The organism is Mucilaginibacter sp., from assembly GCF_025362475.1.
Classification (GTDB): Bacteria; Bacteroidota; Bacteroidia; order Sphingobacteriales; family Sphingobacteriaceae; genus Mucilaginibacter.
In genome coordinates this window covers 19,947-33,454 of sequence record NZ_JANYGH010000017.1, presented here as the reverse complement: position 1 = coordinate 33,454, position 13,508 = coordinate 19,947, and the positions used below count along the sequence as shown (strand labels likewise).

Here is a 13,508-nt window from a genome sequence, read left to right as displayed (position 1 = left end):
CACGATCAACCTGGACAATGGCAAAAAGTTTATCATCAACGTAAAAAACCAAAGTCCGAAGAATGTTTATGTGCAAAAGATGGTATTGAACGGCAAAACGCTGGATAGCCTGTTCATCAGCCATGCCCAGATCATGAACGGCGGCGAGATCACCTTTTACATGGGCGGAAAACACAAGTAGAAAGATGTGCAGATTTCAAATGTGCAGATGAATGTAATTTGATGATTTGAAAATAGGACCTACGAAATCAACGGTTCAGATTAAAGCCTCTCCTTAAAACGGGAGGCTTTTTTGTTCAATACTATTTTCTCATATTTATATAAATCTATATCACTCTTTATTATGATAAAGCATCCGGTTTTGTTAATGTGTATTATACTCTTTGTTGCTTGTTCTCATCAAAAATCTCAACCCGTTACAAAAAGGATAGTCGCGAAAGAAAGTAAAAATAGGCACCCAATTCTTCCTAATAAAAAGCGATATGCTAACCCCTTACTTAATCAATACGCGGAGTTTATCAAGTCGTTAAATATTACAGATGCCGAAACCTCAAGTCAGGCAGCCAGGCAGTATTCAATTTTATTTAAGGGAGAAGATGAAAATACCTGTGATTCTGCTTTTTTAATCTTCAATAGATACTATGAAAAGTTAAATAGTAAGCTGGATGATTTACATCACAAAAGGACTGGTATGACCGATTCATTGTTAATGGGTAATATTAAACCAGACAGGTTGCCTGCAACAGTTGCCAATTATTTAAGCAAGCTAAAAAGAAATGGTTTTGAAATCATTACGGAAGAAGGTGATACTTATGTGGGCCAGGAAAGGGATTTTATTGCCAAATGGTTTTATGACTACGTTTCGCCGGTGATGAAGGAGTATTTGATGCAATTAAATAAGGAAAACAAACAGGTTTATATAGAGGATAACTCGATCCTGATTAGTGCTACAGATCTGGTAGATAGAACGATCTGGTGGGAGCAGTTTATAAAAAACAATCCAAACTTTATTAGTATTGACGAGGCCACTATCAACAAAAATAGTTATTTGCAATTATTGTTGGAAGGAACTGAAAATTCATACGTTGTAAACGTTGACAATAATAAACTAAGCGATTACTTCAAAAACGCTTATAATTATATTAACGATAAATACCCATCCTCTGATGCTGCAAAATTGGTAGCGCCTTATTATGCCCTTTTGAAAGAAGGTAAGAAATTAAAGGCAGATAGCTTGATGAATGTATATAGAAAACAGGGGATAACTGGGTGATATCCAGTTAGGGCACTAGCAATTTTTCAAATGCGGTACTATCGCCTTTAAAAATACTCATATCAACCTTTTGGTTGATGCCATTTATACGGGCTTTATCAGAGTGTTGCCAAAATTGCCAGTTGGTTTTGCTGCTTATCTTTAGTTCGGGTTGGTAATAGTGGGCAATCCATAAAGTGTAATCATCAAAATAGCCCTGCAGGTAATCCTGGTAAAAGCTGATGTTGGTATAAATGATGGGCTTTACACCGGTTTTTGTTTCAACCTGATTAATAAATAGGGTGAGTTGGGCACGCATTTTTTCGGGCGTGGTACGGTAAAGTCTTTCAACATCAACCACCATTGGCAGGTCGCCTTTTTCAATTTTCACAGTTTGTAAAAAGAATCTTGCCTGCCATAAACCACTTTTCTGTGGCAGAAAATAATGATATGCCCCGCAGATGATCCCTGCTTTGGGTGCTTCGCGCCAATTGCGCTGAAAATAGGGATCGGTCATTAAAACGCCTTCTGTTGCTTTTATGAAAGCGAATTTGATATGTACGCCATCCTCTTCCATTGCTTTTACCTTTGCCCAGTTTATTTTACCCTGGTACGATGATACATCAATGCCATGAACAGTATAATTATTGGGGATGCGCACATTGAAACTTTTGTAGGTGCGGTAGTTGGTGTTTTGCCCGGCATCCATGATCCATCGCCAAGTGGCGGTTGCGCTTTTTAAAACATAGCCATAATAAAAAGGCGAAAGCAGGATAAGCAGTAAGCCGGCGAAAGCAACTTTCCATCCGGTTGCTAAACCTGTAGTCGTTTTCTTTTTGGCAACAGGTTTCCTTTTTACCGTTGAGGGGCTTTTAGCAGGAGTTTTTTTTACAGGAGGAGGCACAGGGCGAATTTACGAAAATGACCTGCATATTCCCCGTGCTAATTTGCAGCTACAATATATTCAGTGGGTTATTTTTAAAGTAAGCTATTTTATGCTGAAACATTTCGGCCATTTTGCCTGCCCGCCATTTTGCTTCATCGGCTTTCTCGCCGGTAAAAAGACTATCAACGGTTTCGCTAAATAAGGTAAGCCAATCATTAAAGTGCGTTTCATCAACCGGTAGCCTGGCATGCGGCGGGAATGGTGCGCCGGTATAAGTTAGTTCCTGCAACAATATAGTTTGCCAAAATGTATACATTTTTTCCAGATGTGGTACCCATTCACTGCCCAGTCGTTCGTTAAAGATGGGGGCCAGCAAGGAGTGTTCGGCAACTTTATGATAAAAGGTATCAACCAATAGTTTAATATCTTTTAATGATGTTATATCGTGTTTTGGGTTCATGCCCGTATATTTAAATTAAAATCAGCTTTTGATTCGCTGTATGGCAAAATTAAAAAATGATTAAGGGTAATAAATGATAATGATCATTGTTTTGCCTTGTGCTGTGCCATTTAGGTTCGTCAATAGTGATATGGTGTTCATTATGACATTTAACAGATAAAATGTTTTCCTATATTTGCAAGGTAAACTTACAAGTTTACTTAATAATAAAATGACTGAACAAAAAGATATTCAATTGGCTGCCGATCTGCGCACGGTTGTAACCCGCCTTATAAAGGTGTTGCGAAAGCATTCTGTAACTGCCGATAAATTATCGCTGACAGAACGGTCGACCATTGCATTGATATATCAACATAACGAAGTACTACCGAACGAATTGGCCGCTATGGAGAAAATAACCACGCAAAGCATGTCGCAAATATTGAGTAACCTGCAGCAACGCGGCCTAATCAACAGGCGCATCTCTGAAACAGACAAGCGGAAGGCTATAATTAGTCTTTCAGATCTTGGTCTTTCCCTGTTAGAGCAGGTTCGTGCCGAGCGTAATGTATGGCTTTACGATGCCATTGAAGCTACATGCACCGCAGAGGAGCAGGAATTGCTTAAAAAGGCGATAGGACCTTTAACTAAAATTGTTGATTTTGAATAATCCCTAAGGGGCAGTAATAAGTGATTAATGAATATCAATACGTTTAACGCTTTTAAAAGCCGCAACTACCGGCTTTATTTTACCGGGCAATCCATATCATTGGTAGGTACCTGGATGCAGAAAACAGCGGTAAGCTGGGTGGTATATTCGCAAACGCACTCTAAATTTTTATTGGGCGTTACACTTTTTGCAAATATGTTTCCCTCGTTTTTATTGTCGTTTTTAGGTGGGGTGGTATCTGACAGGTATAACCGCTATAAATTGTTGTTAGCCACGCAGGCGGCATCAATGCTCCAGGCATTATTGCTGGCAGCGTTGGTGTTTTTCGGGCATTATCATGTATGGGAAATTATTGCGTTGAGTGCTTTACTGGGCGTTATTAATGCTTTTGATGTACCTGCACGGCAATCTTTGGTTTACGAAATGGTAAACAGTAAAACCGACCTTCCAAATGCGCTGGCACTTAACTCATCCATGGTGAATTTATCGCGGTTAATTGGGCCGGGCATAGCTGGTTTGGTTCTGGAAAAATTTGGCGAAACCGTATGTTTTGGAGCTAATGCCGTCAGCTTTATGGCTGTAATATGTTCCTTACTACTCATGAAACTACCCAAAACTGAAGCAAAGCCACATAAAAATAATATCCTCTTTGAACTAAAAGAGGGATTTACTTATATCAAAAATACACCATCTATTAAATTTGTGCTGCTGATGTTATCCGTAATCAGTTTAATGGTTTTGCCTTTTGGTACGCTCATCCCGGTTTACGCCAAGGATATATTTAAGGGAACGGCATCAACCTTTGGGGTAATAGATAGTGTGATAGGACTGGGTGCCCTCTCAGGGGCCATTTTCCTGGCCTCGTTAAAACCGGGACTGGATCTTAAAAAAATACTGACCCTTAGTACGCTGGTTTTTGGCGTGGGGCTGGTGGCTTTTTCTCACATGCATAATTATCCAGTAGCGTTGCTGTTTGCTGCAATTACCGGGTTCGGGATGATGGCTCAAATTACCATCAGTAACACCATTATTCAAACCACTGTTGATCCTGCTATGCGTGGCCGGGTGATCAGCTTTTACGCGATGGCATTTTTTGGAATGCAACCACTTGGCGGTTTGCTGGTAGGGGGTATTTCGCAAAAAATAGGTGTGCCGGATACGGTTTTAGGCGAAGGTGCTGTAGCGGTGATTTTAGGCCTGTTACAGTTTCGGTATCTCCGGAAAAGGCGGCTCAAAAAGGCCGCTGAGCAAACACTTCAGCAACCGCCGGTAAATACGCTTATATCTAATTAAAACTCCATAATATGATAACCACACTTGATGAAAATATAGCCCTGGTATTGATCGATCTGCAAAAGTCAATAGTGCAACTGCCGTTAGCACATCCTGTCGATAAAGTTTTGGAAAACTCGGCAAGGCTGTTAGCTACCTTTCGCGAAGCAAAACAACCTGTGGCAATTGTAAACGTTAATCCTGCGGGTTCAGCTGCCTTTAAAACCCGTAAAGATAGTATCCCAACAGGTGGCTCAGTTCCAGGAGCAGATTTTTTGGAAATTGCACCTGAGATAAAAGTTGAAGAAGGCGATATCAGGATCACCAAAAGGCAATGGGGGGCATTTTATCAAACCGGTTTACATGATGAATTGCAAAAAAGGGGAATTACCCAGATTGTATTAGCCGGCATTGCCACCAGTATAGGAGTTGAAGGTACAGCCCGTTCTGCAAATGAGTTTGGTTACAACATAGCTTTTGCCAGTGATGCCATGACTGATATGTTTGCTGATGCGCACACAAATAGTTTTAAATACATCTTCCCGAGGTTGGGCGAGATAGGCACTACTGATGAGATTATTGCCCGGTTGAGCGAATAGCGGCTTATTTAAACTTTCCCCTCAAAGCAAATTAAACGTCAGTCCGTCATCTCCAATATTAACATTACCGCGTTATTACTTAAAGCTTCCAGGTCGGCTTCTGCCAGGTTCCATAAAGCCAGTCCATCACGTTCATGCATTAACCTGCCTTGCAGTTCAAAAGCACCTGTTATATTAAAAGCAAAAAACAAGGAGTGGAGGTTTTTTAACTGGTAAAGTGTATCCTTCCGCCCGGCAAATTGGCCGATATGTAAATTAAAGGGCAATTTACACTCTGGCGGAATTATTCCGATCAGTTCATTCGGCCTTTCCGCAAAATCAAAACGGAATGTTTCCCTAAATGAAGAAAATTCTTCACTATCCGCTATTATTTGCAGGTATAAAAAGTTTATCCAATTTTTATGATAGGGGTTAATCAATTCCAAAATATCACCTTTGGCTGTATAGTGTATATGTGCCTCACCCACGTCAATTAAAGTAGTATTGTCCTGTGTGTCTTTAAAAAGCAATTCGCCCCTTACAGGAATAATTACAAAATAGCAAGCGTGAGCAATCACTATGGTAACTGACTTTTGGGCTGCCAATATTTCATCATTAAGTGCTTTTAACGGGCCAAAAGGCTTGCGATGTTCATTAAAATAACTTTCATAATTAAAACTGCAGCATCTTCTATAAATATCAGTTTCAATGATGCCCCGCTCATCAGCAAGGTAAATTTGACCGTGTGAACTGTTTTCCATTTACTGTAGCTTTTTAAGTGAATAAATATTTACATAAGGCTGCACCTGGAACAGGTTGGTTAGTGCTTCCTCATTTTCTGTTTCGGCTGGATTATAGTTAGAGAGCAGCAGGAAATTCTCTATAGTATGGTGCCAGATAAGCTGCTCTGTATAAAAATTAATGGCTACCTGGTGTTTTGTTTTATCATTGATGTCGGAGTTGATGACCTCCAGTTGAAATTTATTAAACTTCAAAAAGCGTTTGCCCACATTATTCAGCATATCGGGCACAATGCCAGCTAACTGCTGCACATAACCTGTAATAGATAGAGTAATCATCCCGGCAAGCCGATGTGCGTTTGGAACATTTTTTACCAGGTCTGCATAGGTGGTAAAAGATGTGCCCAGGCTATAATTCTGTGCCTGCATTTTAAACTCCAGGTATGATGACTCAAACACCAGCTTATCCCATTGTTTAGCAGCATTGGCATCAATGATCTTTCGGTAGCAGAGGGTGATAATGCAGGTACTCATAATTTTTAACAAAATGAAGACGCCAAACAAGCTGGCGCCTTTATATAATTGAATGAAAAGAACAATAGTGTTAAGCAGGTACGCTCATACTTATTGATAGCACAAAGCCATCGGTGGTATTGCCGGTTACGGTTGCCAGTTCAAGTGTATAGCCATCGCTAAATACATTGTCGCTTGCGTTATAGGTGTAGCCGGTCATCCCTTTAGTGTAACCTGCTACTGCTGCCAGCGCGGTGCCGCTGCCTTCGGGGAAAGCTATCTGGGTTACCTTTAATGATGTACCCGATGAATTATAAACATGCACATGAATATGGGTGGCTCTGCCCGAATACCATCCCGGGAAGATAGAGGTAAATGTTACCAGTCCATTTGAATCGGTTGTTTGCCTGCCCCGTAAAAAGTGAACTGTAGTATAATTTGTAGCCTGCATTCCGCTGCCGCCGTATTCAGAGTAATTGCCTGCGCTATCGCAGTGCCATATATCAACTAATGCGCCTGATAAAGCGTTACAGCTGTTATTGCTATTGTTGATGGTAATCTTAACAGTTAATTTATAACCGGTACGGTCGCCGGTAATATCGCTGCGCACATATGATGCCGGGGCTTTGGTAGGGAATGGCCCTTCCGTCTCGGTCTCAATAACACTACACGTTCCCGAGCTGGAACTTGAGCCCGAAGTTGTAGTTGATGTACTGCTGGTTGTTGTGGTTGTTGAATCCTTTTTGCAGGCATCAACCAATACAGATGTAGATACCGCGCCTATCATCAGGCTTTTTAAAAAGTTTTTGCGTTCCATAAATCTTTCTCCTTTAGGGGCTATAATTTTTTACTGCTGATTTGTTGATTCAAAAGTAATTAAGGAGGATATGGGAACTGATGAAGTGTCGGTTAGTAGTGGGTTTGTGTCGATGAAATGCTTATCGCCCGGATATTTAAACCAGCCGGGCCGGGCTTGGGGCAGGAAATAGTTATATTAGGACGCTATAGTTAAATGTTGTGGATATGGTGCCCATGAAACAGAGTTTAAAAATGAAGTTTTTAAAAGTTATCATCCCAATCCTGGTGTTTAGTTACCTATATCCTGACAGCGTATACGCCCAATACCGTACGCCATCATCACTGGACGATAGGATATTGATTAATCTGCAAAACAACCGCACACCGGCGCAAACCGGTTTTTTTATGTTCCTGAGTAAAAACTTGCTATATGGCGAGGCGGGTATCCCGGCAGGCTTGATGGTTGGCGGCATTATCAGTAACGATAAAGCCATGCGACAAAACGCTGCATATGTGGCTGGTAGTACCCTCATTTCGGCGGGACTTACACAAGTTATCAAAGTATTAGTAAAACGACCGAGGCCTTTTATCGGGAATATAAATATCACACCGGTTTATCGCCCTGGTGATTACTCATTTCCTTCTGGCCACACTTCTTCGTCCTTTGCTACAGCAACTGCACTATCAATGGCTTATCCAAAATGGTATGTTATTGCTCCGGTTTATTTATGGGCAGGGGCTACGGGGTATTCCCGTATGTATTTAGGAGTTCATAATCCGAGTGATGTGGCGGCGGGTGCTGTATTGGGTGCGGGGAGTGCTTTACCTTTGTTGTTTTTGAAGAAGTAGAGGGGAAATAAATCGCGAAATAACATACTAAATTAATTTCCTGGGAAACACCTCAAATTTTCAAATCAAAACATCATCTGCACATTTGTAATCTGAAATCTGCACATTTTTTTCCACCCCAGTGTGGTAGGATAAAATCAAAAAAAATGAATTTGTGATCATAATTATACATTAAATGCGCAGTGTTTGTACTTGATATGTTTTCTATTTAGATTAGTGATTGATTGATAGCCAGTCTTTTATCTATTAGCCGACCGAGTCATGAAAAAACTGTTTGTCCAGGTGTTTACTTTCCTCGAAATAATTGGGTTAAAAAAATTAACTGTATTTGTTTTTATGAGTTTGGCCACTGTAAATACAGTTTATGGGCAATGGACAAAAAAGGCCAATGAACTAACTAAACGAGCCGAAGCCAATAACGTATTATACAATAATAAACTTTATGTGTTTGGAGGATTTGGTGATAACCCAAAGATTGAAAAAACCAATGAAGTATATGATATTTTAGCCAATAAATGGAGTGAAATAGCTCCTATCCCGCCAGGAAAAGAAATAAGTCATCAGGGTACCGTACTTGTTGATGATAATATTTGGCTAATTGGAGGAAGGTCAGTTGATGCTTACGGTCCTGTAAGCAGCCAGGTATTAATATATAATATTCCTGCAAACTCTTGGACCAACGGCCCCGAATTAATAGATCCCTCAACCGGAAAACCGTTTCCAATTGGCGCCGGCGGATATGTTTTGGTTGGCCGAACATTGCATGTATTCGGAGGTTTCGGTCCCACCATTTGTGAAGATCAGGCCAAACTGCATTTAACCATTAATGTAGATAAATATATGGCCGACCCTGCTCATGTTACCTGGGAAAACAAACTGGCTCCGTTACCTATTCCAAGAAACCATATTAGCTATGTTACTATTGGCGCTAAGATATATGCTTTTGGGGGCCAGTTTAAGCATGACTGCGTTGCTAATGATCAAGTATATTGCCATGTATACGATATCGCAACCGATACCTGGAGCAGGCTTACAGATTTACCCAAACCACGCTCCCATGCAGAAGGCGCAACTTTTGCTGTGGACGGCAGAATGTTTTTAGTTGGCGGGCAGGGCTACAACAATCTTACCCAAAACACTACATACCAGTTTAATCCCAAAGATAACGGGGGCTTGGGGTCATGGACTGCACTTAGTGCATATACATTGCCGGGTAGTTACCTGGGCCTATCAGCTAAGTTGGCAGGCAAATCATTTATAATTACCAATGGGGCATTGAATAGTTATGGTAACGAACGTGTGGAAACTTATACCGCGGTTGTAAACCGGAGTGCTGCCCGTACACTTGGGTTTTCGTTACCCTGTCTTTCTCAGAATGTAACAGCCGGCGAAAATAAAAGTATTTCAAACCTGCTTTATTGTATTGAAGATTCTACGGGTTTTACACTATCTGCCGATGCGGAATGGCTCAATATCACCAACAATCATAGTGGCACCGTAGGGCTTAATGGTAAAGATATTGAAGTAAATATAAATACTGCTGGGCTTTCGCCAGGAACCTATATCGGGAAAATTACCGCCACCGGGCCTTTAACAGCTTCAAAAGCATCCTTTTGTGTTAATTTAACTGTTGCGCCATCTGCATCCGGTGGGTATTCCTTAAATGTATCAGAATCAGGTACAGGATCTGTTGTTAAATCTCCCAATCAGCAAACTTATGCGCCAAACACCAGGGTGAATTTGACTGCCGTGCCGCAGCCGGGATGGGTTTTTGAAGGGTGGACCGGCGACACCGTTGTTACAACAAATCCTTTAATATTAGCGATGGATACAAATAAGTATCTTACTGCAAAATTTATTCAGGATACCGTACAAAAGGCTTTTATAACCAATATAGTTGCCAAAACAGGCAGGCGTTATGAATTAGACACGCTAAGGCAGGGTATTACTTACTATACAGACCGGGAATACACCATAACCACAATCCCTTCCACACTTACAAATGCTGCCATAATCAAAGCACCAAATGACGATAAGGTTAATACTTCAACCGCGGTGCTGTCGTTCAAATTATCGGCCCCGGCCATAATTTATGTGGCTTATGATCCTCGCGGAACTGTTTTACCTGCCTGGTTAGCAAGCTGGAAAAGGCTTACCGATAAGGTGGGAGTTGATGACCCCAAAATATCATCTTTTAACCTGTATAGTAAAAATTACCCCGCCGGTGATGTATCACTCGGCGGCAATTTTGCAAGTCCGGCCAAAGGAGCCCTTTGCCAGTATGTAGTTTTGGCTAAGCCAGATCTATCCGCAAATGTAACAGCAGTAAAAAATAGCTTCAATAATTTAAATAGCACTGCTATTATAGCAGATACAATTACACTTAATCCGGTTTTAGGTAATGATAAATTTATTTTATACCCTAATCCACTGCGTAATCATTTCAGCGTTATTTTACCGGCTAACTATGAGGGACTTTCGGTCATGCAAATTGTTTCTATGAATGGCAAATCAACTTATATTCCTAAATCGTTAATCAAATCGTTTAAAGAAAAAGTTGATGTTGATATTGCTTCTTTGGCGTTAACAAAAGGTTTGTATGCCGTATTGATGGTTTCAACCAATGGGAAAACCAATGTTATACGTATGATGATCAAATAGCGCATTTTTATTGTAAATACAGTTCGCCTCTTTGCACAAATTTTCCTTTAAGAAAACTATCTGTAAGTCCTCAAATTTTCAACTCAAACCATCATCTGCACATTTGTAATCTGAAATCTGCACATTTATTCTCATCTTTACGGCCAATAAAGTTCTTTACTTTTTTTCTGCAGAGTGGTTCCCGGTGTTTAAAGCATCGGGATTAATAAGGAACCGTGTGTAAATCACGGGCTGTCGCGCAACTGTAAGTAACGCAAAAGGTTGTTGCCTTTGACAATGTCCATTGTTCGCCCCCGTGCGGATGAGAAGGACGGCAACAATGTTACAAGCCAGGATACTTGCCTCAATGTATAAAGACAATGCTTTCGCGCAATGAAGCAGTAGTCAAAGAAAAAAGAATGACCTGTGTGGTATTGACATGCCCGTAAGTCGCGCTTTTGCCTTTTATTACCATTTACTCCGAAAGCATACCGAAAACCGTAAGGAGCATTAAGTCAAATTAATGTTTAACCAAAAAAGTTTTAGCGTATGCTCAAAAACAATCTCGGGTATCCTCGTGTAGGTGCCCACCGTGAACTCAAAAAGGCCAGTGAACAGTACTGGGCGGGTAAAATCAATCGTGATGATCTGTTTGCCGTTGCCCGTCAGCTCCGTTTGCAAAACTGGCAAACCCAGATTGATGCCGGTATCGATCTCATCCCCTGTAACGATTTTAGTTTTTATGACCAGGTACTTGATACATCGTTGATGCTGGGCAATATCCCTGAACGTTACACCCAGGTATTAACTCAAAACAAAACCAACACCGAGATCGATCTGTATTTTGCTATGGCCCGTGGCTATCAAAAGGATGGCCTTGACGTTACTGCTATGGAGATGACCAAATGGTTTGATACCAATTACCATTACATTGTACCGGAGTTTGTAAAGGATCAGCAGTTTAAGTTGTTTAGCGAAAAGGTGTTTGATGAATTTATCCTGGCCAAGCAGCATACCCGCAATATACCAAAACCAGTATTGATTGGCCCGGTATCGTACCTGTTGCTGGGTAAAGAAAAACAGCCAGGTTTTGATAGGATAGACCTGATCAAAAAAATTGTGCCGGTTTATATCGGGGTATTAAAAAGACTGAAAAGCTATGGCGCGGTTTGGGTGCAAATTGATGAGCCTTTCCTGGCGCTTGATCTTACTCCAAAAGAAAAGGAAGCTTACGCCTATGCCTACATGGAGATCAGCAGAAACTGCCCCGGTATTAAAGTGCTGCTTACTACTTATTTTGAAAGCCTGCATGAGAATACCGAACTGGCTGTAACCTTGCCGGTAAGTGCGCTTCATGTTGATTTAGTACGTGCCCCTGATCAGTTGTACAAAGTGCTTACGTTACTGCCCGATTCACTTAGCCTTTCATTAGGTGTGGTTGATGGCCGCAACATCTGGAAAAACGACTATGTGCGCTCATTAACGCATATTAAAAAAGCGATTGCTGTATTGGGCAACGATAGGGTGATGATTGCGCCAGGCTGCTCTTTACTGCATACACCGTTTGATCTGGACCTAGAGACTGCCATCCTCCCCGAAATAAAAAACTGGATGGCTTTTGCCAAGCAAAAGCTGAACGAAGTAAATGAACTTGCGCAGATCATTGACGGTAATAATGAATTGCTGCAAAACAATCTCAGGGCCATTACCAGTCGTAACCTTTCCAAACTCATTCACAAGCAGGAAATAAAACAACGTGTTGCGGCTATTACCGATGCTGATGCACAGCGTGAAAGCGCATTCATCATTCGCCAAAAAATACAGCAGCAACGTTTTAAATTACCACTGTACCCTACAACTACCATAGGATCGTTCCCGCAAACTGATGATATCCGCTCATTAAGGGCGAGGCTAAAAAAAGGTGAATTAACTACTGATCAATATGACGCCGAAATAGAAAAAGCCACCATTGATGCCATTCGCTGGCAGGAAGAGATTGGTCTTGATGTGCTGGTGCACGGCGAGTTTGAACGTAACGACATGGTGGAATACTTTGGCGAGCGTTTAGATGGATTCCTGTTCACCAAAAATGGCTGGGTGCAAAGCTATGGCAGCCGCTGTGTTAAACCGCCGGTAATTTATGGCGATATAAGCCGCCCGGCGGATATGACCGTGAGGTGGAGCAGCTTTGCGCAGCAAAACACTCAAAAATTGATGAAAGGTATGCTTACAGGCCCTGTAACTATATTGCAATGGTCGTTTGTACGTGATGATCAGCCCCGGTCCGAAACCACTAACCAGATTGCTTTGGCCATTAGGGATGAGGTTGTGGCTTTGGAAGACGCAGGCATTAAAGTGATCCAGATAGATGAACCGGCCATTCGTGAAGGTTTGCCATTACGCAAAAAGGACAGGCAAAATTACCTGAACTGGGCAGTTCGCGCATTTCGCATTTCTGCCAGTGGGGTAAGGGACGAAACACAGATCCATACGCATATGTGCTACAGTGAGTTTAATGATATTATTGGCAATATTGCCGATATGGATGCAGATGTGATCACGATAGAAACCTCCCGCTCGCAAATGGAGCTGTTAGCGGCCTTCTCCGATTTTAAATATCCAAATGAAATTGGTCCGGGTGTTTATGACATCCATTCGCCGCGTGTACCCACCGTTGGCGAGATGGTAAGCTTGCTGGAAAAAGCATCAGAATTGCTCCCCGCCGGCAACTTATGGGTTAACCCGGACTGCGGTTTAAAGACCCGAAAATGGCCCGAAACCCAGACCGCGTTGAAAAATATGGTGCAGGCAGCAAAACAACTTCGTCAGTTAGTTGTAGAAACAACAGTATCCTGACCAGTAAAAACAGGC

The 13,508-nt window shown here is 41.5% G+C and carries 13 protein-coding genes and 1 riboswitch; of the genes, 8 read left to right on the top strand and 5 right to left on the bottom strand.

Features of this window, described 5'->3' with window-relative positions; all coding sequences use genetic code 11:
* Both Q0R88_RS06585 and Q0R88_RS06580 read left to right on the top strand, forming a co-directional pair.
* The coding region (locus Q0R88_RS06585; RefSeq protein ID WP_295713993.1) for a glycoside hydrolase domain-containing protein at nt 1–181 on the top strand (181 nt) is incomplete at its 5' end.
* Nucleotides 182–691: 510 nt separating this feature from the next.
* On the top strand, nt 692–1,273 hold the full coding sequence (locus Q0R88_RS06580; RefSeq protein ID WP_295713990.1) for a hypothetical protein: 582 nt from the start codon (nt 692–694) through the stop codon (nt 1,271–1,273).
* Between the two features lie 7 nt (nt 1,274–1,280).
* Here Q0R88_RS06580 and Q0R88_RS06575 read toward each other — a convergent pair whose 3' ends face one another.
* Nucleotides 1,281–2,156 carry a glycoside hydrolase family 25 protein gene (locus tag Q0R88_RS06575; protein WP_295713989.1) on the bottom strand — a complete coding sequence of 292 codons (876 nt, stop codon included), beginning with the start codon at nt 2,154–2,156 and terminating at the stop codon, nt 1,281–1,283.
* Nucleotides 2,157–2,205: 49 nt separating this feature from the next.
* On the bottom strand, nt 2,206–2,598 hold the full coding sequence (locus Q0R88_RS06570) for a group III truncated hemoglobin (protein ID WP_295713987.1): 393 nt from the start codon (nt 2,596–2,598) through the stop codon (nt 2,206–2,208).
* 211 nt (nt 2,599–2,809) lie between these two features.
* Between Q0R88_RS06570 and Q0R88_RS06565 the strand changes: the two genes are divergently transcribed.
* Genes Q0R88_RS06565 through Q0R88_RS06555 form a run of 3 tightly spaced genes read left to right on the top strand, consistent with a single transcriptional unit; the run spans nt 2,810 to nt 5,118 of the window.
* Nucleotides 2,810–3,247 carry a MarR family transcriptional regulator gene (locus tag Q0R88_RS06565; RefSeq protein WP_295713985.1) on the top strand — a complete coding sequence of 146 codons (438 nt, stop codon included), beginning with the start codon at nt 2,810–2,812 and terminating at the stop codon, nt 3,245–3,247.
* Between the two features lie 27 nt (nt 3,248–3,274).
* Nucleotides 3,275–4,540, top strand: a complete 1,266-nt coding sequence (locus Q0R88_RS06560; RefSeq protein ID WP_295713983.1) for an MFS transporter — start codon at nt 3,275–3,277, stop codon at nt 4,538–4,540.
* Nucleotides 4,541–4,551: 11 nt separating this feature from the next.
* The gene (locus Q0R88_RS06555) at nt 4,552–5,118 is read left to right on the top strand and encodes an isochorismatase family protein (RefSeq protein WP_295713980.1); all 567 of its coding nucleotides are present in this window, start codon (nt 4,552–4,554) and stop codon (nt 5,116–5,118) included.
* 38 nt (nt 5,119–5,156) lie between these two features.
* Here Q0R88_RS06555 and Q0R88_RS06550 read toward each other — a convergent pair whose 3' ends face one another.
* The 3 genes from Q0R88_RS06550 to Q0R88_RS06540 all read right to left on the bottom strand — a co-directional run bounded on the left by Q0R88_RS06550 (nt 5,157) and on the right by Q0R88_RS06540 (nt 7,167).
* A complete protein-coding gene (locus Q0R88_RS06550; protein ID WP_295713978.1) occupies nt 5,157–5,858 on the bottom strand; it encodes a hypothetical protein in 702 nt (233 codons plus the stop codon).
* A complete protein-coding gene (locus Q0R88_RS06545) occupies nt 5,859–6,371 on the bottom strand; it encodes a hypothetical protein (RefSeq protein WP_295713976.1) in 513 nt (170 codons plus the stop codon).
* A gap of 70 nt (nt 6,372–6,441) precedes the next feature.
* Nucleotides 6,442–7,167 (bottom strand): intradiol ring-cleavage dioxygenase, encoded by a 726-nt coding sequence (locus Q0R88_RS06540; protein ID WP_295713973.1) that lies wholly within the window; start codon nt 7,165–7,167, stop codon nt 6,442–6,444.
* A 233-nt stretch (nt 7,168–7,400) separates the two neighbouring features.
* On the opposite strand from Q0R88_RS06540, the gene Q0R88_RS06535 reads away from it, so the two are divergent.
* The 3 genes from Q0R88_RS06535 to metE all read left to right on the top strand — a co-directional run bounded on the left by Q0R88_RS06535 (nt 7,401) and on the right by metE (nt 13,493).
* Nucleotides 7,401–7,997: a phosphatase PAP2 family protein gene (locus Q0R88_RS06535; protein WP_295713970.1), complete on the top strand. Its 597-nt coding sequence runs from the start codon at nt 7,401–7,403 to the stop codon at nt 7,995–7,997.
* Between the two features lie 261 nt (nt 7,998–8,258).
* Nucleotides 8,259–10,658 (top strand): kelch repeat-containing protein, encoded by a 2,400-nt coding sequence (locus Q0R88_RS06530; protein ID WP_295713967.1) that lies wholly within the window; start codon nt 8,259–8,261, stop codon nt 10,656–10,658.
* Nucleotides 10,659–10,816: 158 nt separating this feature from the next.
* Nucleotides 10,817–11,019: riboswitch (cobalamin riboswitch) on the top strand.
* Between the two features lie 167 nt (nt 11,020–11,186).
* Nucleotides 11,187–13,493, top strand: a complete 2,307-nt coding sequence (gene metE, locus Q0R88_RS06525; RefSeq protein ID WP_295713964.1) for a 5-methyltetrahydropteroyltriglutamate--homocysteine S-methyltransferase — start codon at nt 11,187–11,189, stop codon at nt 13,491–13,493.
* Nucleotides 13,494–13,508: the final 15 nt, after the last annotated feature.